We start from the raw sequence: 22,774 nt of genomic DNA on the forward strand, positions 1-22,774 counted from the left end.
AAGCAACCAGAAACATCTGGCAAAAAACAACACCACACCCCACAAACGAGGAAAACCAGGGCATGGCAAAAAACAACAACAAACAAAAACCACCAAACACACTATTGAGTTCTCAAACAACACACCCGTTCGACAGGCAACCCTGCCACTGTACGCCAGTGTGCGACACAGGTCAAACCGCAGGTCACGCGGCTGTTTCTACGAGTTTACTCGCTCGATTTCGGCGCCGAGACTGACGAGGTTCTCCACGAACAGCGGATACCCGCGATCGATGTGAAACACGTCGTGCACTTCGGTGTCACCATCAGCAACCAGGCCGGCGAGCACCAATCCCGCGCCGGCGCGAATGTCTGACGACCACACCGGCGCACTCGACAATTGCGGGATGCCACGCACGACGGCATGGTGGCCGTCGGTGCGCGCGTCGGCGCCGAGCCGGATCATCTCCTCGACGAACCGGAACCGCGCCTCGAATACGTTTTCGGTGATCATCGACGTGCCGTCGGCGATCGAGGCGAGCCCGATCGCCATCGGCTGCAGGTCTGTCGGAAAGCCGGGGAACGGCAGTGTCGCGACGTTGAGCGCCTTCGGCCGCTCGTACTGCACCACGCGAAAACCGTTGTCGTCCTGGGTGACTGTGGCCCCGGCGTCGTGCAGCTTGTGCAGGACCAGCTGAAGATGCGCCGGATCAACACCTGTCACCGAGATATCGCCCCTCGTCATCGCTGCGGCGATTCCCCAGGTGGCAGCAACGATCCGGTCGCCGATGACCCGGTGCTCGGCCGGGTGAAGCCGGTCGACGCCGGTGATCGTCATCGTCGGCGTGCCTGCGCCTTCGATATTCGCCCCCATCTGGCTCAGCATCGTGCACAGGTCGACGACGTCAGGCTCACGGGCGGCGTTGTGAATAGTTGTCACACCCTCGGCGAGTACAGCCGCCATCAGGATGTTCTCGGTGGCTCCCACCGAAGGGAACTCGAGCTGAATCTCGGCTCCCCGCAAGTGTTCTGCCGATGCGACGACGCATCCGTGTTCGATGTTGCAGACGGCGCCGAGCTGCCGCAAGCCGGCCTGGTGCATGTCCAGCGGCCGCGATCCGATGGCGTCGCCGCCCGGCAGCGCGACCCGGGCCCGTTTGCACCGGCCCACCAGCGGGCCGAGCACGCATACCGAGGCCCGGAACTGCCTCACCGCGGCGAAGTCAGCGTCGTACTTAAGTTCGTCCGGCGAGGTGACCCGAGCCACCGACCCGTCGAGCTCCACGTTGGCGCCCAGACCACGCAGAACCTCTGCCATCAGCGGGACATCCAGAATGTCCGGGCAGTTGGTGATCGTGCTGGTACCTTCCGCGAGCAGAGCCGCGGCCATGAGCTTGAGCACGCTGTTCTTTGCGCCGGTGACGGCGACTGACCCCGATAAGCGGTTGCCCCCCGTCACCACAAAGCGCTCGCTCACGCGGGTTAGTGTAAACAGCACCGTGCGCAGGCGCACGCAAGGAACATGAGGGCTGTGCGCAGGCAAGGAACATGACAGCCGAAGTCAGTCTGGCCGGTACGGTTTGACCCATGGCAGTTCATCTCACCCGCATATACACACGAACCGGTGACGACGGCAGCACCGGGTTGAGCGATTTTTCGCGTGTGACAAAAAACGATCCACGGCTTGTGGCGTACGCCGACTGCGATGAGACGAATGCCGCGATCGGAACCGCCATTGCGCTGGGGGCTCCGAATGAGCGGATGACTCAGATATTGCGCCAGATTCAGAACGATCTGTTCGATGCCGGCGCAGATCTCTCTACACCGGTCGTTGAAAACCCCAAGTATCCGCCTCTTCGTATCACGCAGGATTACATCGACCGTTTGGAAGCGTGGTGCGACCAGTGGAATGAGTCGTTGCCCGCGCTTGATTCCTTTGTGCTGCCGGGCGGTACGGCTCTGTCGGCGCTCCTGCACGTCGCCCGGACGGTGACCCGACGCGCCGAGCGGTCGGCTTGGGCCGCGATCCATGCACACCAGGACACTGTGAGCCCGCTGCCCGCGAAGTACCTCAACCGGTTATCGGATCTGTTGTTCATCCTGTCTCGTGTCGCAAACCCGGACGGCGATGTGCTCTGGAAGCCGGGCGGTCAAGCGCGGCAATGACGTTGACGAACTAGATCGCCCGGCGCGGCGATCGTGGCGATGGTCTGGATTCAAGCCACGACAAGAATGCGGTCAGCGCCCCCCGGTCGAGCGCGATCTCGTACCCGCGCCGGCGATCGTCTCCGGTGTCCCGGATTTCGAGGACGGCGATTTCCGCGGTCATGATGTCGAATTCGTCCTCGCGGGGCGCCCGCCGCGACACGATGTCGATGCCGCGCCGGGTGAGCCGACGGTCCGGCCACAACCTCACACTGGACAACCGGTAAAACCCGGCTTCTCCTCCGCGGTAACGGATCACGCCGTGACGCCAGCCCTGTCCACCGACAGCCGGAATGTCCCGCAAAATGGCCGCCGTGCCTCCTTGGCGCAACTTCCACAGCCGGTACATCAAAGCCGCAACGGCCAACAGCAGCACGGCGATGAGCGCGACCATGATAGCCATCAGCGCGCTCACAGGCGGCGGCTGTTACGCGATTTCGCCGAGCGCGCGCAATCTCGCCCGGCCCTTCGCGGCGGTGCGAGGGTCATCGGACTCAGAGTCGCTTCTGGCCTGATCGGCGTTGATCTCAGACTCGAATTCGGCGGACTCCGCCAGAATGATGACGCCTTCGTCGGTCACCGACATGAAGCCGCCGTCGACCGCGATACGCAGGTCGTCCTCGCCCTCCCGCTCGACGCGCACCATCGCGTCGTCGACCAGCTGGGCAACCAGGGGTATGTGTCGGGGAAGAATGCCGATCTCACCGGAGGTCGTCCGGGTGAAGACGAAAGTGCCTTTCCCCGACCAGATCTCGCGCTCGACCGCGACGATGTCGACGTCCATGTCAGCGTCGGCCATGTCAGTGCCTACTCATCGCTGTCGTCGTCCTTCTTTTCGTCCTTCTTGTCGGCCTCGCCCTCATCGTCCGAGTCCTTTTCGTCCGAGTCCTTTTCGTCCGAGTCCTTATCGTCGGACTCGTCCTTCTCCTCGTCCGACGAGGACGGGGCGCCGTCGCCGCCGGACTCATCCATTTTCACGCCGAGGCTTTGGGCCTTCCTCTCCAAATCCTCCAGGCCGCCGATCAGGAAGAACGCCTGCTCGGGCAGATGGTCGAACTCACCCTTAGTCAGCCGGTCGAACGCGTCGATGGTCTCCTTCAGCGGCACATTGGAGCCCGGCTGTCCGGTGAACTGCTCCGCGGCCATCATGTTCTGTGACAGGAAGCGCTCGATCCGACGGGCCCGGTTGACCAGCTGCTTGTCTTCTTCCGACAGCTCATCGATACCGAGAATCGCGATGATGTCCTGAAGGTCCTTGTAGCGCTGCAGGATTCGGATGACTTCCTGCGCCACTCGGTAGTGCTCGTCGCCGACGATGGACGGGTCCAGGATCGTCGAACTGGAGGCAAGCGGATCCACCGCGGGGAAGATGCCCTTGGAGAACACATTTCGGCTCAGCTCCGTGGTGGCATCGAGGTGGGCGAACGTGGTCGCCGGCGCCGGGTCCGTGTAGTCGTCGGCAGGCACGTACACCGCCTGCATGGAGGTGATCGACCGTCCCCGCGTCGACGTGATGCGCTCCTGCAGCTCACCCATCTCGTCGGCAAGGGTGGGCTGGTAACCGACAGCTGAGGGCATACGGCCGAGAAGTGTCGACACCTCCGAGCCTGCCTGGGTGAAGCGGAAGATGTTGTCGATGAACAGAAGAACGTCCTGTTCGAGCTCGTCTCGGAAGTACTCCGCCATGGTCAGCGCCGAGAGAGCCACGCGCATACGGGTACCGGGCGGCTCGTCCATCTGCCCGAACACCAGCGCGGTGTCCTTCAGCACGTTGGCTTCCTCGAGTTCCACCCAGAGGTCGTTGCCCTCACGGGTGCGCTCACCGACACCTGCAAATACCGAAGTGCCGCCGAAGTTTCGCGCGATGCGGTTGATCATCTCCTGAATCAACACCGTCTTGCCCACGCCGGCGCCGCCGAACAGTGCGATCTTGCCCCCGCGCACGTAAGGCGTCAGAAGGTCCACGACCTTCAGACCGGTCTCCAGCATCTCGGTCCGGGGTTCGAGTTCGTCGAACGCGGGCGGCTTGCGGTGAATCCCCCACCGTTCCAGGTCTTCGCCGTAGCCCTTTTCGTCGAGGCAGACTCCGAGGGCGTTCCACACATGGCCCTTGGTGCCGTCACCGACGGGCACGGAGATCGCCCCACCGGTGTCGGTGACCTCGGCGCCACGCACCAGGCCGTCCGTCGGCTGCAGCGCGATGCAGCGCACCAGGCTGTCTCCGAGGTGCAGTGCGACCTCAAGAGTCAATGTCTTGGCGAGCTCCTCGAAGTCGATGTCCGTGTGTAGCGCGTTGAACAACGGGGGCACGGAGTCGCGCGGAAACTCCACGTCGACCACTGGGCCGGTGACGCGTACCACCCGGCCGGTCGTGCCTTTGTCGTTGCCCTTGCTCTTGGTCTCGCGCTGCGCAGTTGCGGTCATCTTGTATTCGCTTTCCTAGCTTCGGACGTCTTAGTTCGCGGCGTCGGCTAATGCGTTTGCACCGCCGACGATTTCACTGATTTCCTGGGTGATCTGTGACTGACGCTCCCGGTTGGCCTGCAACGTGAGGTCGGTGATGAGGTCGTCGGCGTTGTCGCTGGCCGACTTCATCGCCCGACGCCGCGATGCCGATTCCGACGCCGCCGACTCGAGGAGCGACGCGAAGATCCGAGTGGTCACATACCGCGGCAGCAACGCTTCGAAAAGCGTCGTCGCGTCCGGTTCGAACGTGAACAGGGTGTGCGGTTCGGACGGATCGTAGTCCTCGTCGTACTCGATGATCATCGGGGCGATCCGTGCCGCGACCGCATTCTGCGACATCATCGATTTGAACTCGGTCGACACGATGTGCAGCTCGTCGACACCGAGAATGCCGTCGGGCCCGGGGTCTTCGCCATCGTCATCGGCACCTGCGTTGAACGCGTCGGTCAGAGTCTCCGCGATCTCCTTGGCATTCTCGTAGGTCGGCCTCTCAGAGAACCCGGTCCAAGATTCGACGACGTTCCAATTCCGAAAACTGTAGTAATTCAATGCCTTTCGCCCGACGACGTAGAGGATCGGCCTTTTCCCCTCGTCCCGCAGAAGGGAGAACAGCTCCTCTGACCGGCGGAACACATTGGCGTTGTACGCACCGCACAGACCACGATCCGACGACACCACCAACACACCCGCGCGTTTGGGCTCTTCGCGCGCGACCAACAGAGGGTGGTCCAGCGCGGAGGCCGAGGCGAGGTTGGTCAGCATGTTGGTGATCTCGGCGTTGTACGGCCGTGCCGCTTGAACGCGTGCCTGCGCCTTCGCGATACGCGAAGTCGCGATCATCTCCTGCGCCTTGGTGATCTTCTTGATCGACTGCGCGGACCGGATTCGCCCGCGTAGCTCGCGAAGTGTTGCAGCCATTGGCGATCTAGCTCTTCTTCTTCGGTGGTGGTGGTTTACGCACCTTGACCGACTCTTTCTCGACGTCTTCCTCGTCCATGGCCTCGACACCCTCGTCGGGGACCGCGGAGCTGCCGTCCGACGTGTCGAAGCCTCTCTTGAACTGGTTGATCGCCTCCTCGAGCTTGTCGGCCGTCTCGTCCGACAGTGTCTTGGATTCCCTGATGTCGGAGAGGATTTCGTCGTCAGAGCCGCGCAAGTGATCGAGGAATTCCCCTTCGAATCGATGAACGTCGGCCGCGGGAATCGAGTCGAGGTGCCCTTTGGTGCCGAGGAAGATCGCGACGACCTGCTCCTCGACGGGCAACGGCTGCTGTTGAGGCTGCTTGAGCAACTCCACCAATCGCTCGCCGCGGTCGAGCTGCTTCTTGGTGGTCTCGTCGAGGTCGGACGCGAACGACGCGAACGACTCGAGCTCGCGGTATTGCGAGAGATCCAGGCGCAGCGATCCTGCCACTTCCTTCATCGCCTTGATCTGGGCGGCGCCACCAACCCGGGATACCGACACACCGACGTTGATCGCGGGCCGCACGCCCTGGTTGAACAGGTCGCTCTCCAGGAAGCACTGGCCGTCGGTGATCGAGATGACGTTGGTGGGGATGTAGGCGGAGATGTCGTTGGCCTTTGTCTCGATGATCGGAAGGCCCGTCAGGGAACCACCGCCGATCTCGTCGGACAGCTTGGCGCAGCGTTCCAGGAGCCGCGAGTGCAGATAGAAGACGTCGCCCGGGTAGGCCTCGCGTCCCGGCGGCCGGCGCAGCAGCAGCGAAATCGCGCGATACGCCTCCGCCTGCTTCGACAGGTCGTCGAACACGATCAGCACATGCTTGCCCTCGTACATCCAGTGCTGCGCAATGGCCGAGCCGGTATACGGCGCAAGCCATTTGAAGCCGGCAGAATCCGACGCGGGCGCGGCGACGATCGTGGTGTAGTCCATCGCGCCACCCTCGTCCAGCTTGTTGTGCACGCTGGCGATCGTGGTGCCCTTCTGGCCGATGGCCACGTACACGCAGCGCACCTGCTGCTGCTCGTCACCGCTCTCCCAGGCCTGGCGCTGGTTGAGGATGGTGTCCACGCAGATCGCGGTCTTGCCGGTCTTGCGGTCGCCGATGATCAACTGCCGCTGCCCCCGGCCGATCGGGGTCATCGCGTCGATGGCCTTAATGCCGGTCTGCAGAGGCTCTTTGACGCCTTGGCGCTGTACCACCGATGGCGCCTGGATCTCCAATGCGCGCCGGGTGTCCGTGTCGATGTCACCCCGACCGTCGATGGGCTGGCCCAGTGGATTGATCACGCGCCCCATGAACGCGTCACCGACGGGCACCGACAGCACCTCGCCGGTGCGCTTGACCTGCTGACCCTGTGCGATCTTCTCGAAGTTGCCGAGGATCACCGCGCCGACGTCGTGTTCGTCGAGGTTCAGCGCGACGCCGAGCACCCCGTCTTCGAACTCGAGGATCTCCTGCGTCATCACCGACGGCAGGCCCTCGATGTGAGCGATGCCGTCACCGGCGTCGATGACGGTGCCGACCTCCTCACGCGCCGTGTCGGCTTTGAAGCTGGAGACGTACTCCTCGATCGCGCCCTGGATGTCGTCTGGCGAAATCGTCAACTCTGCCATTATCTTTCGTCTTCCTGCCTTCGGTGTGGGTCTCGGTCGGTGTTGAGGTCAGTCGGGCAGCCGGTTGCGGGCTTCCGCCAGCCGTGAGGAGATCGATCCGTCGATCACCTCGTCGCCGACGGACACTTCGAGACCACCGAGCAAGGACGGATCGATCTCCAGTTGAACGGAGACGTCCTGTCCGTAGATGCGGCTCAGTACCTCGGTCAATCTGGTGCGCTGGCCGCTGCTGAGTTCGGCAGCAGCCTTGGCGTGTGCGACGATCTCGCCGCGGCGGGAAACCGCCAGCTGCGCAAGGTCGGCGACTTCCACGTCGGCTCGGTCGCGGCCGTGCCGAAACAGCTCCACCGTCTGCACGAGCAGTGCCTCGGTGGTTGGATTCACGTCCCTGCTGTGGCTGAGCACGTTCTTCAGCAGCTGCACCCGACCATCAGCAGGCTGCGTGTAGTCGCCGAGCAAGGTCGTCAGCTGCGGCTCTGAATCCAGGATGCGGCCGAACCAGAACAGCTGTTCCTCGACCTCGTCGGCGTGCCGGCCCCGTTCGCCGCGAAGAAGCAGTGCCAACCGGGCCACGTGTTCGATGGCGTCGATCAGGTTCGCATCGGACGACCACCGCCCCGAGACCGCCCCCTTGAGGACCTGGAGCGCGGGATCGCCGATCTTGCCGCTCAGCACCGCTTCCAGAAGCCGCTCCTTGGGGGGCCCGCCACTCGCCGGGTCCGCGAGGTGCCTGGCAAGGATGGACTCGCGGCTCAACAGCGATGCCGTGGCGGCCAAATCCTCTGCGAGGGTTTCCAAGTCCTTGACGGTGAGGTCTGACGTCACATCGTCGAACTTCTCGATCAGAGCGGTCAACGCCTCCCGGCTGGCCGCCCGAAGTTTCGTCGTCGCTGGGTCGTCGATGCTCACGGTCGACGGTGCCATCGCATCGAGATCGTCGAGGAAGCGGTCAACTGTTGCCGACTGAGCATCGGAATCGGAGACGTGCTCGCGGATCAGTTCGGTCGCCCTCTGGACGGCTTCGCTGCCGAGGTCTTGCCGGAGCTGACGGATGAACTGTGAACGAAGCAGTTGAATGTGTTGCTGGCCTTGGATTTTGACGCGTTCGACCTCGACGTCGGCCTGAGCGTGTAGCTGCTCGCTGATGCTCTTCGCGTCCGCGCGTGCCTCGTCGACGACGCGCTTGGCGTCCTCGTCGGCTTTCCGCATCGCCGCGTCGTGAGTCTGCTTGGCTTCCGCGAGCCGCTTTTGCGCGATGGCACTGTCCTCGAGCTGCTTTCGCACCGTGTCCTGGCGGGTGACCATCATCTTGCGCACAGGAGGCACGACGTATTTCCAGATGATGAACACGATAATCGCGAACCCGACGAGCTGTCCGAGGAAGGTTGACATGGTTATCGCCTCGCCTTCGCTGCGGTCTTGCGCCCGACATCGACACCGACAACTCGGGTCGCCAACGTCGATGCGAGCGTTGCCATCGACGACTGGAGGTCGCCGGTGATCCCCTCGGCCTGCTGCTTGAGATCTTCTGACGCCTTCTGCAGGGCCGTGTTCGACTCTTCCGAGGCGCGCGTCTTCATCTCATCGAGTATTTGGCGACCTTCGGCGCGCGCATCGTCGCGAATCCCAGATGCCTCACGACGGGCTGCCGCCATCGCCGCGAGGTAGTCCGCATCGGCAGCAGCGGATTGCTTGTCCGCTTCGCGGCTGTTCTCATTGGTTTTCGCGACCATCTCGTCGCGCTCACGCAGCACCCTCGTGATCGGGGGCACTACCCACTTAGTGATTACGCCGAGCACGATCAAGAAGATGAGCAACACGACGAAGAAGGTGCCGTTGGGGACCAGAAAGTTCGACTGTCCCCCTCCGGCCGCCAGGACTGTCACGCTGAGGTCACTCATCGCGCCGAACTACTTGACCGGAGTGGCAAATACGAACAGCGCCATGAACGCCAAGTTGATGAAGTAGGCCGCCTCGACCAGACCGACGGTGATGAAGAACGGTGTGAACAGCCGGCCCTGGGCTTCCGGCTGACGGGCGATGCCCGCGATCAACGCGTTACCGGCGATACCGTCACCGATACCGGCGCCGATGGCACCGCCGGCCATGATTAACCCACCGCCGATGAGGGCACCGGCACCAATCATTTCAGCAGCCATTTTTATCCTCCTTGATAGCTGGTAGGCGGCCTACCAGAGTTTGTCGAACTTGGTTTGCCACATGAAGGCAGTCAGTCATGTTCGTCCTCAAGCTCCATTGACTGGCTGAAGTACAGAATCGTCAACAGCGCGAAGATGAACGCTTGGATGGCACCGACGAACAAGTCGAAGGTCTTCCAGATCGCATTGGGCAGCCACAGGATGTACGCCGGCATCAGCGCCGCGATAAGCGTCACCAGGATGCCGCCGGCGAAGATGTTGCCGAAAAGCCGGAGCGACAGCGAAATTGGCTTCGCGAGTTCCTCGACGATATTGATCGGTGCCATGAACGCGACGTGTCCCTTGATCACCTTCAGGGGATGCCCGATGATTCCGCGCCGCCGGATGCCCGCTGCGTGATAGGCGAAAAACACAAACAGGGCGAGCGCCAGAACGAAGTTGATGTCGGCGGCCGGCGGTGCCAGCAGTTCGTGGGGCTGTCCGTCGTGTTCGTATTGAACCGGCAAGACGGAGAGCCAGTTCGCAATCAAGATGAATGCGAACAGCGTTACGGCGAGCGGCAACACGAACGGGGCCACCTTCATCCCGACGGTCGCCTCGATCTGGTCGCGCATCTGTATGGTCAGCGCCTCCCAGAACAGCTGCACCCCACCGGGCACACCCGACGATGTGACCTTCGCGCGCAGGAAGAAAGCCAGTCCGATCACGATCACGCCGGCGATCGCGGTGGCCGTCACTGTGTCGACGTTGACGGACAAAAAGCCGAACCACGTCCGGGTGTCGTGCTGGCCGACCTCGACGTCGCCGGCTGCCAGGACAGACTCAATCATGCTGTGCAGCCTCGCCTTCTGCTCTTCGCGCAAGCGGCTCGTCGTTCTCATCGGATGCGTTGCTGCGCAATGCCTTCATCACCGGCATGGCCGTGGTGAATACCAGCAGCACCTGAAACAGCGCCATCCCGAACACGACACCCAACCCCATGGGCCGGAACAGGTACGCAATCGTCAGCCCGGCGACCGTCATGATCAGAAGCCTGGTGGCGGAGTTCAGCGCCATCTTTCGCTTCAATGGATGCGCCTCGGCGGTGATCGCTTCCACCGAACGCTGCACCAGCAGCGCGTTGACCAAACCCAGACCGAGTCCGAGTCCGAAGAACCAGCCGAAGGCCATGTGCCCGAGCCATGCGGCCGCTCCGACCGCCACTGCGGTCAGCGCAACGCACAGCAGCAGGAGCCGAACAGGCCGAAACGCAACAGATGGAAACACCAACGGCGCGTCTTGCGCTGGCGTCGTCACCTTGCTACCTCAATCCCGCGTGTCTGAGAGTGGCCTGATTGATATCCAGTGATTGCGCCGAGCGTAACTGAGGGTCGCAGGCGCGCTGGAATCACCCAAGGGGCATCTCCCTTTGTCGGTCGTTCTCGGCTCTCCGAAGAGGTCTCCGGCGGGCCGGTTGGCCGGCAACCCGCGGTGGTACTTCCGGGCTCTACCAGCACCGTACCACATGGTGGGTGGCCCAAATCACGTACCTACTACTTGTCGTCGTACAGCTCCCTGCCGCGCTTCAGGAGTGGCACCACGGTCACCACGATCGCCACCACGATGGCCCCCAGCATCACGGCGCCGGCATAGCGCGGATCGAAGAAAATCGTGCTCGCGGTCCCGAACGCGACGATGCCGACCCAGAGGTAAATCAAGAGCACGACTCGGCGGTGGGAATGGCCGATCTGCAGCAACCGGTGGTGCAGGTGCATCTTGTCCGGACTGAACGGGCTTCGCCCCGCCCGTGTGCGGCGGACAATCGCCAACATCATGTCCAGCGCCGGCACGAACATCACAGCGACCACCAACAGGAACGGCGACAGCAGCGCGAAGGCGTCGCGCGCGCCGTAGGCGCTTTGCGAGATCGGCCCGGCCGCCGTGGTGGATGCCGCGGCGAGCATCAGCCCGATGAGCATCGACCCGGAGTCGCCCATGAAGATCTTGGCGGGGTGAAAGTTGTGCGGCAGGAAGCCAAGACATGCGCCGGCGAGCACCACCGAGATCACCGCGGGAGGGTAGAACAACACGTCGCCGCCGTGATCGCGCAGCAGACCCACCGAGAAGATGCAGATGGCCAACGCGGTGATCAAGCCCAGGCCCGCGGCCAGGCCGTCCAGACCGTCGACGAAGTTCATCGCGTTGACGATCGCCACCGTCAGAGCAAGCGTCAGAAGGATCGAGGACACCTGGTCCAGCACGAGCGTGCCGATCGCGTCCACGGGAATGTAGATGACGCTCCACGCCACGCCCATCGTCACCAGCACGCTGGCCGCGGTGATCTGCCCCGCGAACTTCGTCAGCGCATCAAGTCCCCATTTGTCGTCAATCAGCCCGATTCCCATGATGATTCCGCCCGCGACCAGTACCGCGGGCATACCCGACGAGTACACGAAACCGCGCGTCAGCGCGGGCAGCTGGGAGGCGACGAGCACCGCCGCGAGAACGCCCGTGTACATCGCCAACCCGCCCATGCGAGGGATCGGCTGCTCATGCACATCGCGTTCGCGTGGAATCGCCACGGCACCCACCCGGGTCGCGAACACCCGGACCCACCCGGTGCAGAAGTAGGTGATGATCGCCGCCGTCAGGCCAACCAGGGCGAGCTCACGCAGCGGCACACCCGCGCCCCGCTCGTTGAGGGCGAGCACGCCGTCGGCTAGAAACACAGCATTGCTCACCACCGATGAACGGTAACCGACGAAGCTGAGACGGGCACTCGGCCGTACGGTGACGCGGTGGTCAGGGCGTGAGTTCGGCCGCGTCGATCCCGAGCACGTCGGCCAGTGCGTCCGCGCTGACGGGTCCCTCACGCAAGATCTTGGGCGCGGGGCCGGTGAGGTCGACGATCGTCGACGCCGCCTGCTGCTGCGACGGTCCCGCGTCCAGGTAGACCTCGACCCGATCGCCCAGTTGCGCGCGGGCGTTCTCCGCGGTGACGGCTGGTGGCTGGCCCGAGATATTCGCACTCGAAACGGCCATCGGGCCGACTTCGCGCAGCACCTCAATTGCGACCGGATGCAACGGCATTCGCACCATCACCGTGCCGCGTGCTTCCCCCAGGTCCCACTGCAACGACGGCGCCTGCTGGACGACGATGCTCAGCGCGCCAGGCCAGAACGCACGGATCAGCTCGCGCGCGCTGGCGGGCACCGTGAAGGCCAGCCCGTCGATGGTGTGCCACGAGCCGACGAGAACCGGCACGGGCATGTCCCGGCCGCGGCCTTTGGCGGTGAGCAACGCAGCAACCGCGACCGCGTCGAACGCGTCAGCGCCGATTCCGTAGACCGTGTCGGTGGGTAGCACGACGAGCGCCCCGCCTTTCACGGCGCTCACGGCCGCCGCGATGCCCTCGGTCCGCTTCGCCTCGTCGGCGCAGTCGAAGATCTGCGTCATGGGCGTTTGACCCTACGGGCCGTGACGAACCGCAGGCGCCCGGTGAGGTCGGTGTGGCCCTCGATGTCGTCGAAGTGAGCGGTGTCTCCGAGCAACGCTCGGGTAGCAGCGGAGGCGGTGTCGTCGTGTTCGATCGCCAGCCGCCCGCCGTCGGCCAGCCACCGGCCGGCGAGCGACGCGATGGCGGCCACAAACGCGGTGCCGTCCGGCCCCCCGAACAGCGCCTGATGCGGATCATGTTCTGCGACTTCGGGTTCCAGCACGACTGCGTCAGGCAGATATGGAGGGTTCGCGACGACGAGGTCGACGCGACCGTCGAGATCAGGGCCCAGAGACGGGTCGGTGACATCGCCCTCTCGCAGCTCCACCGACGTGTCGGCGCTGTTGCGCCGTGCGTAGGCCAAGGCCTCAGTCGAGATGTCGACGCCGATGACCCGCGCCGCGGGTGTGTGCCGCGCCAGCGCGACCGCAAGCGCCCCGGAGCCCGTGCACAGGTCGACGATCAGCGGAGCAGCCGGGAGATCTTGCGCTGCCGCCCATTCGAAGAGCGCTTCGGTCTCGGGCCGCGGAATGAAAACTCCCGGGCCGACATTCAGATTCACGCTCGCGAATGCTGCGGTACCAGTGATGTGCTGCAACGGAATTCGCGACGAGCGTGCGGCCACGAGATCGGCGTAGCGGCCGAAGAAGTCGTCGCCGACGACCTCCAGGAGCGACAGGCGGCCGCGCGTCGTGCCCGCCACGTGTGCAGCGAGCTCTTCGGCATCGACGCGAGGCGAGGCCACTCCGGCAGCCACGAGCGTGCGAGTGGCCTCGTCGATCGCTTGCCGCACTCGGCCCATCATGCCTGCTGCAATCGGGATTGCTTGTCCGCCTCCGCAAGTGCGTCGAACAGCGCGTCGAGGTCGCCGTCGAGCACTTGGTCGAGATTGTGCGACTTGAACCCGATGCGGTGATCGGTGATGCGGTTCTCCGGGAAGTTATAGGTGCGGATCCGCTCACTGCGATCAACGGTGCGGATCTGGCTTGCCCGATCGGCCGAAGCGTCAGCGAGCGCCTGTTCCTCGGCCAGCGATTGCAACCTGGCGGCCAGTACCTGCATCGCGCGGGCTTTGTTCTGCAGCTGCGACCGCTCGTTTTGGCAGGTGACGACGATTCCAGTGGGCAAGTGAGTGAGTCGCACGGCGGAGTCCGTGGTGTTGACGCCCTGACCACCCTTGCCCGACGAGCGGTAGACGTCGACACGGAGGTCGGACTCGTCGATCTCGACCTGACCGACCTCCTCAGGCTCCGGATAGACCAGCACCCCGGCGGCCGAAGTATGCACGCGCCCTTGCGATTCGGTCACCGGTACCCGCTGCACCCGGTGCACACCGCCTTCGAACTTCAACCTCGCCCAGACCCCGTCGGCCGCGGCGCCCTTGCTCGCGATCGACAGCGTCGCCTCTTTGTAGCCGCCGAGGTCCGACGTCGTCTCGTCGAGCAGCGTGACGTTCCAGCCGTGCCGCTCGGCATACCGCATGTACATGCGCGCAAGGTCCGCGGCGAACAGCGCCGACTCCTCGCCTCCTTCGCCGGACTTGACCTCCAGCAGGATGTCGTCGCCGTCGTGCGGATCCCGAGGCGCGAGCATGTCCGTCAGCTGCGTGTCGAGCTCGGTCACCTGTGACTCGAGCTCGTCGGCCTCCGCTGCGAACGACGGGTCGTCGGCCACCAGCTCACGAGCCGCCTCCAGGTCTCCGCGCGCGGCTTCCAGCTTCCGGTACGTCGCGACGATGGGCGCGAGCTGCGAAAACCTCCGCCCGGTCTTCTTGGCGGCGACCAGGTCGGAGTGCAGGTCCGGGTCGGATAGCCGACGCTCGAGCTCGGCGTGCTCGCGGAGCATCGACTCAATGGCCGGCGCGGTGTCCGTCATCGTCGTCTCCTTTCGGCGCACATGACCCCGGAACGCAAACCGACGCCCGACTGCGCTGGCGCAGCAGATCGGGCGTCGGAAAGGTAGCTATTTGTCGGCAGCACCTGCGTCGGCAGCGCTTTTGCGCTTGCCGTACCGCTTCTCGAAGCGCGCCACGCGCCCGCCGCTGTCGAGAATCTTCTGCTTGCCGGTGTAGAAGGGATGGCACTGCGAGCAGACCTCGACGTGGATCTGGCCGCCCTTCTTGGTGCTTCGCGTGGTGAACGTGTTGCCACACCCGCAGTGCACCGTCGTCTCGACGTAGTCAGGGTGAATACCCGATTTCATGATGAACCTCTTCACATTGTGGCCGCCGGGTCGCCTGTGCAGACCTGTGAGCATCAGGCGTGAACCGGAACCAAGGTGTCGGCGAGCAATTATGCCAGGTCAGCCGCCGCTAATGCGAAACGCCAGGACTAGCCGCTCTATTCCGTGGGTAATCGGGGGTAACGGAGGGAGTAGCCGGGCCGATAAACGTGTTGGGCGTGTAGGGGTTGTCTTGCGTGCAACGAGGCGGCAAGGAACCTCCCTCCCGATACGGCGTAACCGCCGCAAAATACAGCTTCGAATGCGTCGGAGCGATTCGAAGTGCAGGTCGCAAGGTAGGAGTGACGAATGAAGCTGACGAAAATTCTGGCCACAGTCACGATCGCAAGCTCGCTTGGCCTCGGAAGCATCGCTGTGGCAAGTGCCGATCCCGGTGCCCCGCTGCCGGCTAAGCCCGGACCGTGTGGTCCACACAACAACTGCGGGCCCGGCCCTGGCGGTCCGGGGCCCGGTGGCCCAGGTAAGGGTGGCCCAGGGCCAGACTGGCGCGGACCCGGCGGACCGGGGCCGCATGACCAAAACTGGAATGCCGGCAATGACTTCAGTGTCGGCAGCCCCAACTGGTGGCGCGGTCGACCCGGCAAGCGGTGGGACGACGATGCCCTGCCGCCATGGGGTTTCTGGGGAGCGCCGCCGGCATACCAGTGGTCCGGCCCTCCGCCGTGGGTGAATCGGGGTCCGATCAACTACTGGGGCTACCAGGCCACGCCGGTGTGGGATGACGGCTTCCACGGCTGGGGCATCTGGCTGTTCGGCCTCTGGATTCCGATCATCGGAGTCGGCACCTACTGATCAGCTGGCATGAGAACGGCCGCCTTGCGTCTTCGCAGGGCGGCCGTTTTCGTCTTGCTTAGGAGGCGAATTCCTCGTTCACAGGGCCGCCGGGTGCGTTCTTCGACACCTGGACGAGGAACTCGTAGTTGTTCTTCGTCTTGCGCAACTGCGACATCAGCAGGTCGATGGCCTGGTGCGAGTCCAGTCCGGACAGAACGCGGCGCAGCTTGTGCACAACCGCGAACTCGTCCGGGGACAGCAGAAGCTCGTCCTTGCGGGTGCCGGACGGGTTGACGTCGACGGCAGGGAACACGCGGCGCTCGGCGATCTTGCGATCCAGCTTCAGCTCCGCGTTGCCGGTGCCCTTGAACTCCTCGAAGATCACGGTGTCGCCGGTTGATCCGGTTTCGACCATCGCGGTCGCGACGATCGTCAGCGAGCCGCCCTCCTCGATGTTGCGCGCGGCACCGAGGAATCGCTTCGGCGGATACAGCGCGGTGGAGTCGACGCCACCGGACAGGATGCGGCCCGACGCGGGCGACGCGTTGTTGTACGCGCGGCCGAGTCGGGTGATCGAATCGAGAAGCACGACAACGTCTTTGCCCTGCTCCACGAGACGCTTGGCCCGCTCGATCGCCAATTCGGCGACGGATGTGTGGTCGGACGGCGGCCGGTCGAAGGTCGAGGCGATGACCTCGCCCTTCACCGAACGCTGCATGTCGGTCACCTCTTCAGGGCGCTCGTCGACGAGTACGACCATCAGGTGGCATTCCGGATTGTTGCGGGTGATCGCGTTCGCGATGTCCTGCATGATCGTCGTCTTGCCAGCCTTAGGCGGCGACACGATCAGCGCGCGCTGGCCCTTGCCGATCGGCATGATCAGGTCGATGACCCTGGTGGTCAGCTTCTCGGTGTTCGTCTCCAGCCGCAACCGCTCGTTCGGATACAGCGGGGTGAGCTTGGTGAAATCAGGGCGCTTTCTGGCGTCCTCGACCGATCCGCCGTTGACGGAGTCCAGCCGCACCAGCGGGTTGAACTTCTGCCGCGGGTTCTGGCCGCTGCTCTCGCCCTCTCTGGGGACGCGGACCGCGCCGGTGATGTGATCGCCACGGCGCAGGCCGTTCTTGCGCACCATGTTCATCGAGACGTAGACGTCGTTGGGGCCGGCCAGATACCCGGACGTCCGCACAAACGCGTAGTTGTCGAGCACGTCGAGAATGCCCGCGACGGGCTGCACCACGTCGTCTTCGCGCAGCTCGGTGTCGCCACCGCCGCCGCCCTCTCCGGCGGGCCGGTCACCGCGACGCCTACGGTCGCGATAGCGGCGACCGCGCCTGCCTTGCCTGTTGTCGCCGTCGTCGTCGCCACCGCGGTTCTGACCGCCCTGTTGGTCACCACCCTGGCCTTGATCGTCGCCGTCGTTCTTGTCGTTCTTGGCATCGGTCTTGGTATCGACCGGCTTGTCGGCAGCGGACGCAGGCTCAGTGGTATCGGAGCGTCGCGGCCGTGTGCTTTCAGTCGAGCGGGGCGCCTCGGCGGTGTCGTTGCTGGTGGAGGCATCGGGTGCGGCCTCAGAGGCGTCAGCGCTGCCGCCGTTGCGTGCGGTGTCGGCCGAGCCTTCACGCCGCTCACGAATGGCCGCGATCAGCTCGTTCTTACGCATGCCGGACGTTCCCTTGACGCCTACTTCGTTGGCCAGCGCGCGAAGTTCCGGCAACACCATGGTCGCCAGCGAGCCGTCGCCGTGGCTACGTGGTTGCTCGTCCGCGGGGGCCTGTGGTGAGCCGTCAGCCGGCTCAGATGTTGCGGTGGTGGGCAGGTCCGGTTCTCCGGCGCCACTACCAGCCGCGATGAGGTCCGTATCAGTCACGGATGTCCTTTCTCTCCCTCGCAGGTTTCGTCACACGAGGGCTTACTCGGCAGTCAGCGAATCCGCTGACTGCTCATATCCCACCGTCGGCGGTGCAACGGTGATTGCAATGGTTCGCAGCTAGAAGGCGAACCGTCATCCCCGAAAGAATTGGTGATCGTCCTACTGTCGGCGCAGGTAGAAGCTGCGATTGCTGGACGGCACCGAGGATATCCCGCTTCCGGACCGGAAGCAAGAAATGACCCGCGTGAGCCTTTTCATTGTTTGATCGGGTGCGGCAGCAGATCCGACGTCCACCGGACGCCCGGTCCTACGGACATCTCGCGGACGGTGAAGCCATTGGCGGCCCCGAATTCGAGGATTTCAGCGGGCAACCGCTGGTGGGTGGTCAGAGCGATAACCGCAGGTCCCGCACCAGAAAGCGCCGCTGCAATCCCGTAACGCCGAAACATCTGCAAGTATTCCGCCGAGGTCGGCATCGCCTGCGCACGCTGAGGCTGGTGCAGCACGTCGTCGGTGGCCGCAAGCAGTAGATCGGGGCGCTGTGTCAGCGCGACGACCAACAGCGCAGAACGGCTGAGGTTGAAGCGGGCGTCCTCGTGGCTGACCTGGGCCGGCAGGAGCACTCTCGTGGCCGCCGTCAGGGATCGCTCCTCGGGGATCGCCGAGAAGATCCGGATATCAGGGTGCAGGCGCAGCGGAACGGCGGAATACACGGGGCCTTCGTCGCGGCTCTCGGTCCATGACACCACCGCACCGCCGAGCACCGCAGCAGACGCGTTGTCCGGGTGGCCCTCGAATTCCGATGCGATCTGAATCAGGTCGCCGGTGCTCAGCGGTGTCCAACCCGCCTGAGCGAGAAGACCATTGACCGCCGCTACTCCTCCGACCACCGCCGCGGCCGAGGATCCCAGGCCCCGCGAATGGGGAATATCGTTGCGGCACCACACCGCCAGCCCGGGAGCCGTTGCGCCCGCAGCGGAGAGGCCTCGTTCGATCGCGCGCACGACGAGGTGTTCCGGCCCGAGCGGAACCTGCCCCGCACCCTCTCCTTCGACTTCGACCTGCAGGCCGGAATCGGTTGTGGCGACGACGATTTCGTCGTCGAGGCTCAATGCCAGGCCGAGGCTGTCGAAGCCGGGGCCCAAGTTCGCCGCCGAGGCCGAGACGACGGAGCTGGCGGCGAGACCGACCGGGAGAGCCCGGCTCATACCAGGCCGAGCTTCGCGACGACTTCCACGGGGTCGACCGCGATCGCCGACACGATCGGCATGCCCTTGAGCGCGGTGTCGGGATCCTTGAGGCCGTTGCCGGTGACCGTGCACACCACGGTCGAACCGCGGGCGACCCAGCCGTCCTCGATGGATTTCAGCAGCCCGGCGATGCTGGCCGCCGATGCCGGTTCGACGAACACCCCCTCGGCGCGGGCCACCAGATGGTAGGCCGCGAGGATCTCTTCGTCGGTGGCCGCGACGAACCGGCCCTTGGACTGCTGCTGGGCCTCGACGGCCGATCCCCACGAGGCGGGCGAGCCGATCCGGATCGCGGTGGCGATGGTCTCCGGCTCCTTGACGGGCTCGCCGAGCACCAGCGGCGCCGCGCCCGCCGCCTGAGTGCCGAGCATCCGCGGCAGCCGATCAGACAGCCCGTCGCGGTGGTATTCGGTGTAGCCGCGCCAGTACGCGGTGATGTTGCCCGCATTGCCCACCGGTAGCGAATGCACGTCAGGGGCGTTGCCCAGCGCGTCGACGATCTCGAACGCGGCCGTCTTCTGACCCTCGATCCGGACCGGGTTCACCGAGTTCACCAGAGCCACTGTCGGGAAATCGGCGGTGGTCTTGCGGGCCAGCTCGAGGCAGTCGTCGAAGTTGCCGTCGACCTGGATGATCTTGGCGCCGTGCATCACTGCCTGGGCCAGCTTGCCCATCGCGATCTTGCCTTGCGGAATCAGGACCGCACAGGTGATGCCGCCCCGGGCTGCGTAGGCCGCGGCTGAGGCCGACGTGTTGCCGGTGGACGCGCACAGCACGGCCTGCTGACCCTGAGCGATCGCGTCGGTGACGGCCATCGTCATGCCACGGTCCTTGAAGGAGCCCGTCGGGTTGAGCCCCTCGACCTTCAGATGCACTGTGCAGCCGGTCAATTCGGAGAGCTTCGTGGCGTGCACCAGTGGCGTGCCGCCTTCGAGCAAGGTGACCGGCGTCCAGTCGTCGCCGACCGGAAGGCGATCGCGGTACGCGGCGATCAGACCCGGCCAGGGCTTGTGCACAGTGTTGTGTTTGGCCACCGTCATTCGCCATCCCCTTCCAGGCGCAGCACGCTCGCGACGTTCTGCACCACATCCAGGTCCGCGAGTGCATCTACAGTCTCCGACAGCGCGGCGTCGGTGGCCCGATGAGTGACCACGACGATCCGCGCGCCCACACGCTGGCCGCCCTCGTCGACGACGCCCTCCTGGCGCACCTCGGCGATGCTGACCTCGTGCTTGGCGAATTCCGTTGCGACGGTTGCCAGTACGCCGGGGCGATCGGTCACGTTCATGCTGACGTAGTAGCGGGTTGGAATGACGCCCATCGGCGCGATCGGCAGCTGGGCGTACTTCGACTCGCGTGGCCCACGCCCGCCCTGGACGCGGTTGCGAGCCGCCATCACCACATCGCCCATCACCGCCGACGCAGTGGGTGCACCGCCCGCGCCTTGCCCGTAGAACATCAGCCGACCGGCGGCCTCGGCTTCCACCACCACCGCGTTGAAGGCGCCGTTCACCGTGGCCAGTGGGTGCGAGAGCGGCACCAACGCGGGATACACCCGGGCCGAAACCCGTTCCTGCCCATCATCAGTGGTGATGCGCTCGCAGATCGACAGCAATTTGATGGTCCGGCCGAGTGCGCGTGCTGACGCGAAATCGGCGGGCGTGACGTTCGTGATGCCCTCGCGGTGAACGTCGTCGGCAGAGACACGGGTGTGAAACGCGATCGACGCGAGAATCGCGGCCTTGGCGGCGGCGTCATAACCCTCAACGTCGGCCGTCGGGTCGGCCTCTGCGTACCCGAGCGCACTCGCGTCGGCCAGCGCGGCGTCGTAGTCCGCTCCGGTGCTGTCCATTTCGGACAGGATGTAGTTGGTGGTGCCGTTGACGATTCCGGCCACTCGCAAGACGGTGTCGCCGGCCAGCGACTGAGTCAGGGGCCGGATGACCGGGATCGCACCAGCGACTGCGGCTTCGAAATACAGGTCGACGTGGGCACGTTCAGCCGCTTGCGCCAGGTCGCCGGTGGATTGAGCGAGCAGCGCCTTGTTCGCGGTCACGACGGACTTTCCGCGTTCGAGCGCACCGAGGATCGCTTTGTGCGCGGGCTCGACCGGACCCATCAGCTCGACGACGATGTCGACGTCGTCGCGGGACACCAGGGCCTCGACATCGTCGGTCAGCAGCTCCACCGGGACTCCGCGGTCGGCCGCCACGCGGCGCACTCCGATGCCCCGCAGTTCAAGCGGAGCCCCGATGCGCGCGGCGAGGTCTGCGGCACTGTCCTCGATGATGCGCACCACCTGGCTGCCGACGTTGCCGAAGCCCAAGACCGCAATACCGATTGGCTTCTCAGGGGCACTCACGTGTCCGTCACCTCCAAACTCAACAGATCGTCGACCGTCTCCCGGCGCAGAATCAGCCGGGCCCGGCCATCGCGGACGGCCACCACGGCGGGGCGGCCGAGCATGTTGTAACGGCTCGACATCGAGTAGCAATAGGCGCCGGTGGCGGCGACGGCCAACAGGTCGCCGGGCCGAACATCGGCGCTCAGCCAGGTGTCACGCACCACGATATCACCGCTCTCGCAGTGCTTTCCGACGACACGGGCCAGCACCGGGGCGGCGTCGCTGGCGCGGGACACCAGCCGCACGTCGTACTCGGCCCCGTAGAGCGCAGTGCGAATGTTGTCGCTCATTCCCCCGTCGACACTCACATAGCGACGCTGGGCAGTCGAACTGATGGCTACGTCCTTGACCGTGCCGACCTCGTAGAGCGTGACGGTGCCCGGGCCGGCGATCGCCCGTCCCGGTTCGACGACGAGCCTCGGCGCGGGCAACCCGACTGCGGCTGACTCGTTCACCACGATCTTGCGCAGCTTGTCGGCAAGCTCCTTCATCGGTGGCGGATTATCCTGCGGCAGATAGGAAATACCGAGTCCCCCACCAAGATCCACCGTCGATATCTGCGCAGTCTTCTCGACACCGAACTCCCATACCACGTCGCGCAGCAGGCCGATCACACGGTGCGCGGCGAGCTCGAAGCCCGCGACATCGAAGATTTGCGAGCCGATGTGGCTGTGCAAGCCGACGAGCCTTAAGTGGTCCGCCTCGAAGACCCTGCGGACACCGGCCATCGCCGCGCCGCTAGCAAGTGACAGCCCGAACTTCTGATCTTCGTGCGCAGTCGAGATGAATTCGTGGGTGTGGGCTTCGACGCCGACGGTGACCCGGAGCAGAACGTCGGCCACCACGCCCATTTCGGCGGCGATCGCGTCGAGCCGTTCGATCTCGGTCATCGAGTCGAGTACCACGCGGCCGACGCCGGCCTTGACCGCCATGGACAGTTCGTTGACTGACTTGTTGTTGCCGTGCAGGGCGATTCGCTCGGCAGGGAAATTGGCGTGTAGTGCAACGGCAAGCTCACCACCGCTGCACACGTCGAGCGCAAGACCTTCTTCGTCGATCCACCGCGCCACTTCTGAGCACAAGAACGCTTTGGCGGCGTAGCGGACGTTCTCACCGCCGCCGAAGGCACTCGCGATCTCCCGGCAGCGGTAGCGGAAGTCGTCCTCGTCCACGACGAATAGCGGGGTGCCGAATTCGGCGGCGAGAGCGGATACGGTGACGCCTGCGATCGACACCTGGCCGTCGGCGCCGCGAACAAGGTTGCGCGGCCAGACGTTTGGTGCGAGCAGCAGAACCTCATCGGAGCCGCTGGGTTTGGCAGGAGCGCCCGCGTGGTGGATTTCCTCCGCGTGGCGTGGTCCGGCGGGATGA

General features: G+C 64.8%; 23 protein-coding genes. 2 read left to right on the forward strand and 21 right to left on the reverse strand.

The annotated features are described in order from the left end of the window. Positions 1–198 precede the first annotated feature (198 nt). Positions 199–1,455, reverse strand: a complete 1,257-nt coding sequence (gene murA / locus QOH60_RS12975; RefSeq protein WP_526420863.1) for a UDP-N-acetylglucosamine 1-carboxyvinyltransferase — start codon at positions 1,453–1,455, stop codon at positions 199–201. Between the two features lie 110 nt (positions 1,456–1,565). Between murA and QOH60_RS12980 the strand changes: the two genes are divergently transcribed. Further along, on the forward strand, positions 1,566–2,144 hold the full coding sequence (locus QOH60_RS12980) for a cob(I)yrinic acid a,c-diamide adenosyltransferase (RefSeq protein WP_526420865.1): 579 nt from the start codon (positions 1,566–1,568) through the stop codon (positions 2,142–2,144). 10 nt (positions 2,145–2,154) lie between these two features. On the opposite strand, the gene QOH60_RS12985 is transcribed toward QOH60_RS12980, so the two are convergent. The 15 genes from QOH60_RS12985 to rpmE form a co-directional block, all read right to left on the reverse strand. Next, complete coding sequence (locus QOH60_RS12985) at positions 2,155–2,598, reverse strand: DUF2550 family protein (protein ID WP_526420867.1); 444 nt, start codon at positions 2,596–2,598, stop codon at positions 2,155–2,157. A gap of 12 nt (positions 2,599–2,610) precedes the next feature. Further along, the gene (locus QOH60_RS12990) at positions 2,611–2,982 is read right to left on the reverse strand and encodes a F0F1 ATP synthase subunit epsilon (RefSeq protein WP_526420869.1); all 372 of its coding nucleotides are present in this window, start codon (positions 2,980–2,982) and stop codon (positions 2,611–2,613) included. A gap of 8 nt (positions 2,983–2,990) precedes the next feature. Beyond that, positions 2,991–4,607 carry a F0F1 ATP synthase subunit beta gene (gene atpD / locus QOH60_RS12995; protein ID WP_526420871.1) on the reverse strand — a complete coding sequence of 539 codons (1,617 nt, stop codon included), beginning with the start codon at positions 4,605–4,607 and terminating at the stop codon, positions 2,991–2,993. A 30-nt stretch (positions 4,608–4,637) separates the two neighbouring features. Continuing rightward, positions 4,638–5,567: a F0F1 ATP synthase subunit gamma gene (locus tag QOH60_RS13000; RefSeq protein WP_526420873.1), complete on the reverse strand. Its 930-nt coding sequence runs from the start codon at positions 5,565–5,567 to the stop codon at positions 4,638–4,640. Between the two features lie 7 nt (positions 5,568–5,574). Beyond that, on the reverse strand, positions 5,575–7,227 hold the full coding sequence (gene atpA, locus QOH60_RS13005) for a F0F1 ATP synthase subunit alpha (protein WP_526420875.1): 1,653 nt from the start codon (positions 7,225–7,227) through the stop codon (positions 5,575–5,577). A gap of 48 nt (positions 7,228–7,275) precedes the next feature. Next, positions 7,276–8,619, reverse strand: a complete 1,344-nt coding sequence (locus tag QOH60_RS13010; protein ID WP_526420877.1) for a F0F1 ATP synthase subunit B/delta — start codon at positions 8,617–8,619, stop codon at positions 7,276–7,278. A gap of 2 nt (positions 8,620–8,621) precedes the next feature. Then, a complete protein-coding gene (locus tag QOH60_RS13015) occupies positions 8,622–9,128 on the reverse strand; it encodes a F0F1 ATP synthase subunit B (protein WP_526420879.1) in 507 nt (168 codons plus the stop codon). Positions 9,129–9,137: 9 nt separating this feature from the next. Next, positions 9,138–9,374: a F0F1 ATP synthase subunit C gene (locus QOH60_RS13020; protein ID WP_526420922.1), complete on the reverse strand. Its 237-nt coding sequence runs from the start codon at positions 9,372–9,374 to the stop codon at positions 9,138–9,140. Between the two features lie 83 nt (positions 9,375–9,457). Continuing rightward, on the reverse strand, positions 9,458–10,216 hold the full coding sequence (gene atpB / locus QOH60_RS13025; protein ID WP_526420881.1) for a F0F1 ATP synthase subunit A: 759 nt from the start codon (positions 10,214–10,216) through the stop codon (positions 9,458–9,460). Next, positions 10,209–10,682 (reverse strand): ATP synthase subunit I, encoded by a 474-nt coding sequence (locus QOH60_RS13030; protein ID WP_526420883.1) that lies wholly within the window; start codon positions 10,680–10,682, stop codon positions 10,209–10,211. Before QOH60_RS13030 ends, atpB begins: the two co-directional genes overlap by 8 nt. A 236-nt stretch (positions 10,683–10,918) precedes the next feature. Beyond that, positions 10,919–12,109, reverse strand: coding sequence for a glycosyltransferase family 4 protein (locus QOH60_RS13035; RefSeq protein ID WP_526420885.1), 1,191 nt, complete (start codon positions 12,107–12,109; stop codon positions 10,919–10,921). 58 nt (positions 12,110–12,167) lie between these two features. Next, positions 12,168–12,821, reverse strand: a complete 654-nt coding sequence (locus tag QOH60_RS13040) for an L-threonylcarbamoyladenylate synthase (protein WP_526420886.1) — start codon at positions 12,819–12,821, stop codon at positions 12,168–12,170. Further along, the gene (gene prmC, locus QOH60_RS13045) at positions 12,818–13,666 is read right to left on the reverse strand and encodes a peptide chain release factor N(5)-glutamine methyltransferase (RefSeq protein ID WP_526420888.1); all 849 of its coding nucleotides are present in this window, start codon (positions 13,664–13,666) and stop codon (positions 12,818–12,820) included. Before prmC ends, QOH60_RS13040 begins: the two co-directional genes overlap by 4 nt. After that, positions 13,663–14,736 (reverse strand): peptide chain release factor 1, encoded by a 1,074-nt coding sequence (gene prfA / locus QOH60_RS13050; RefSeq protein WP_526420890.1) that lies wholly within the window; start codon positions 14,734–14,736, stop codon positions 13,663–13,665. Before prfA ends, prmC begins: the two co-directional genes overlap by 4 nt. Before the next feature lie 87 nt (positions 14,737–14,823). Further along, complete coding sequence (gene rpmE, locus QOH60_RS13055; RefSeq protein WP_526420892.1) at positions 14,824–15,063, reverse strand: 50S ribosomal protein L31; 240 nt, start codon at positions 15,061–15,063, stop codon at positions 14,824–14,826. A 327-nt stretch (positions 15,064–15,390) separates the two neighbouring features. Here rpmE and QOH60_RS13060 point away from each other — a divergent pair, with 327 nt between their 5' ends. Next, positions 15,391–15,894, forward strand: coding sequence for a hypothetical protein (locus tag QOH60_RS13060; protein WP_526420894.1), 504 nt, complete (start codon positions 15,391–15,393; stop codon positions 15,892–15,894). Between the two features lie 58 nt (positions 15,895–15,952). Here QOH60_RS13060 and rho read toward each other — a convergent pair whose 3' ends face one another. From rho to lysA, 5 genes are all read right to left on the reverse strand, one after another. Continuing rightward, positions 15,953–17,746, reverse strand: coding sequence for a transcription termination factor Rho (gene rho / locus QOH60_RS13065; protein WP_526420896.1), 1,794 nt, complete (start codon positions 17,744–17,746; stop codon positions 15,953–15,955). Positions 17,747–18,003: 257 nt separating this feature from the next. Beyond that, positions 18,004–18,957 carry a homoserine kinase gene (thrB, locus tag QOH60_RS13070; protein WP_526420898.1) on the reverse strand — a complete coding sequence of 318 codons (954 nt, stop codon included), beginning with the start codon at positions 18,955–18,957 and terminating at the stop codon, positions 18,004–18,006. Continuing rightward, positions 18,954–20,039, reverse strand: a complete 1,086-nt coding sequence (thrC, locus tag QOH60_RS13075) for a threonine synthase (protein ID WP_526420900.1) — start codon at positions 20,037–20,039, stop codon at positions 18,954–18,956. Before thrC ends, thrB begins: the two co-directional genes overlap by 4 nt. Beyond that, entirely contained in the window at positions 20,036–21,361 is a 1,326-nt protein-coding gene (locus tag QOH60_RS13080; RefSeq protein WP_526420902.1) for a homoserine dehydrogenase, read from the reverse strand. Before QOH60_RS13080 ends, thrC begins: the two co-directional genes overlap by 4 nt. Beyond that, positions 21,358–22,743: a diaminopimelate decarboxylase gene (gene lysA, locus QOH60_RS13085; protein WP_526420924.1), complete on the reverse strand. Its 1,386-nt coding sequence runs from the start codon at positions 22,741–22,743 to the stop codon at positions 21,358–21,360. Before lysA ends, QOH60_RS13080 begins: the two co-directional genes overlap by 4 nt. Positions 22,744–22,774: the final 31 nt, after the last annotated feature.

This window comes from Mycobacterium sp., from assembly GCF_032159765.1.
Taxonomy (GTDB): domain Bacteria; phylum Actinomycetota; class Actinomycetes; order Mycobacteriales; family Mycobacteriaceae; genus Mycobacterium.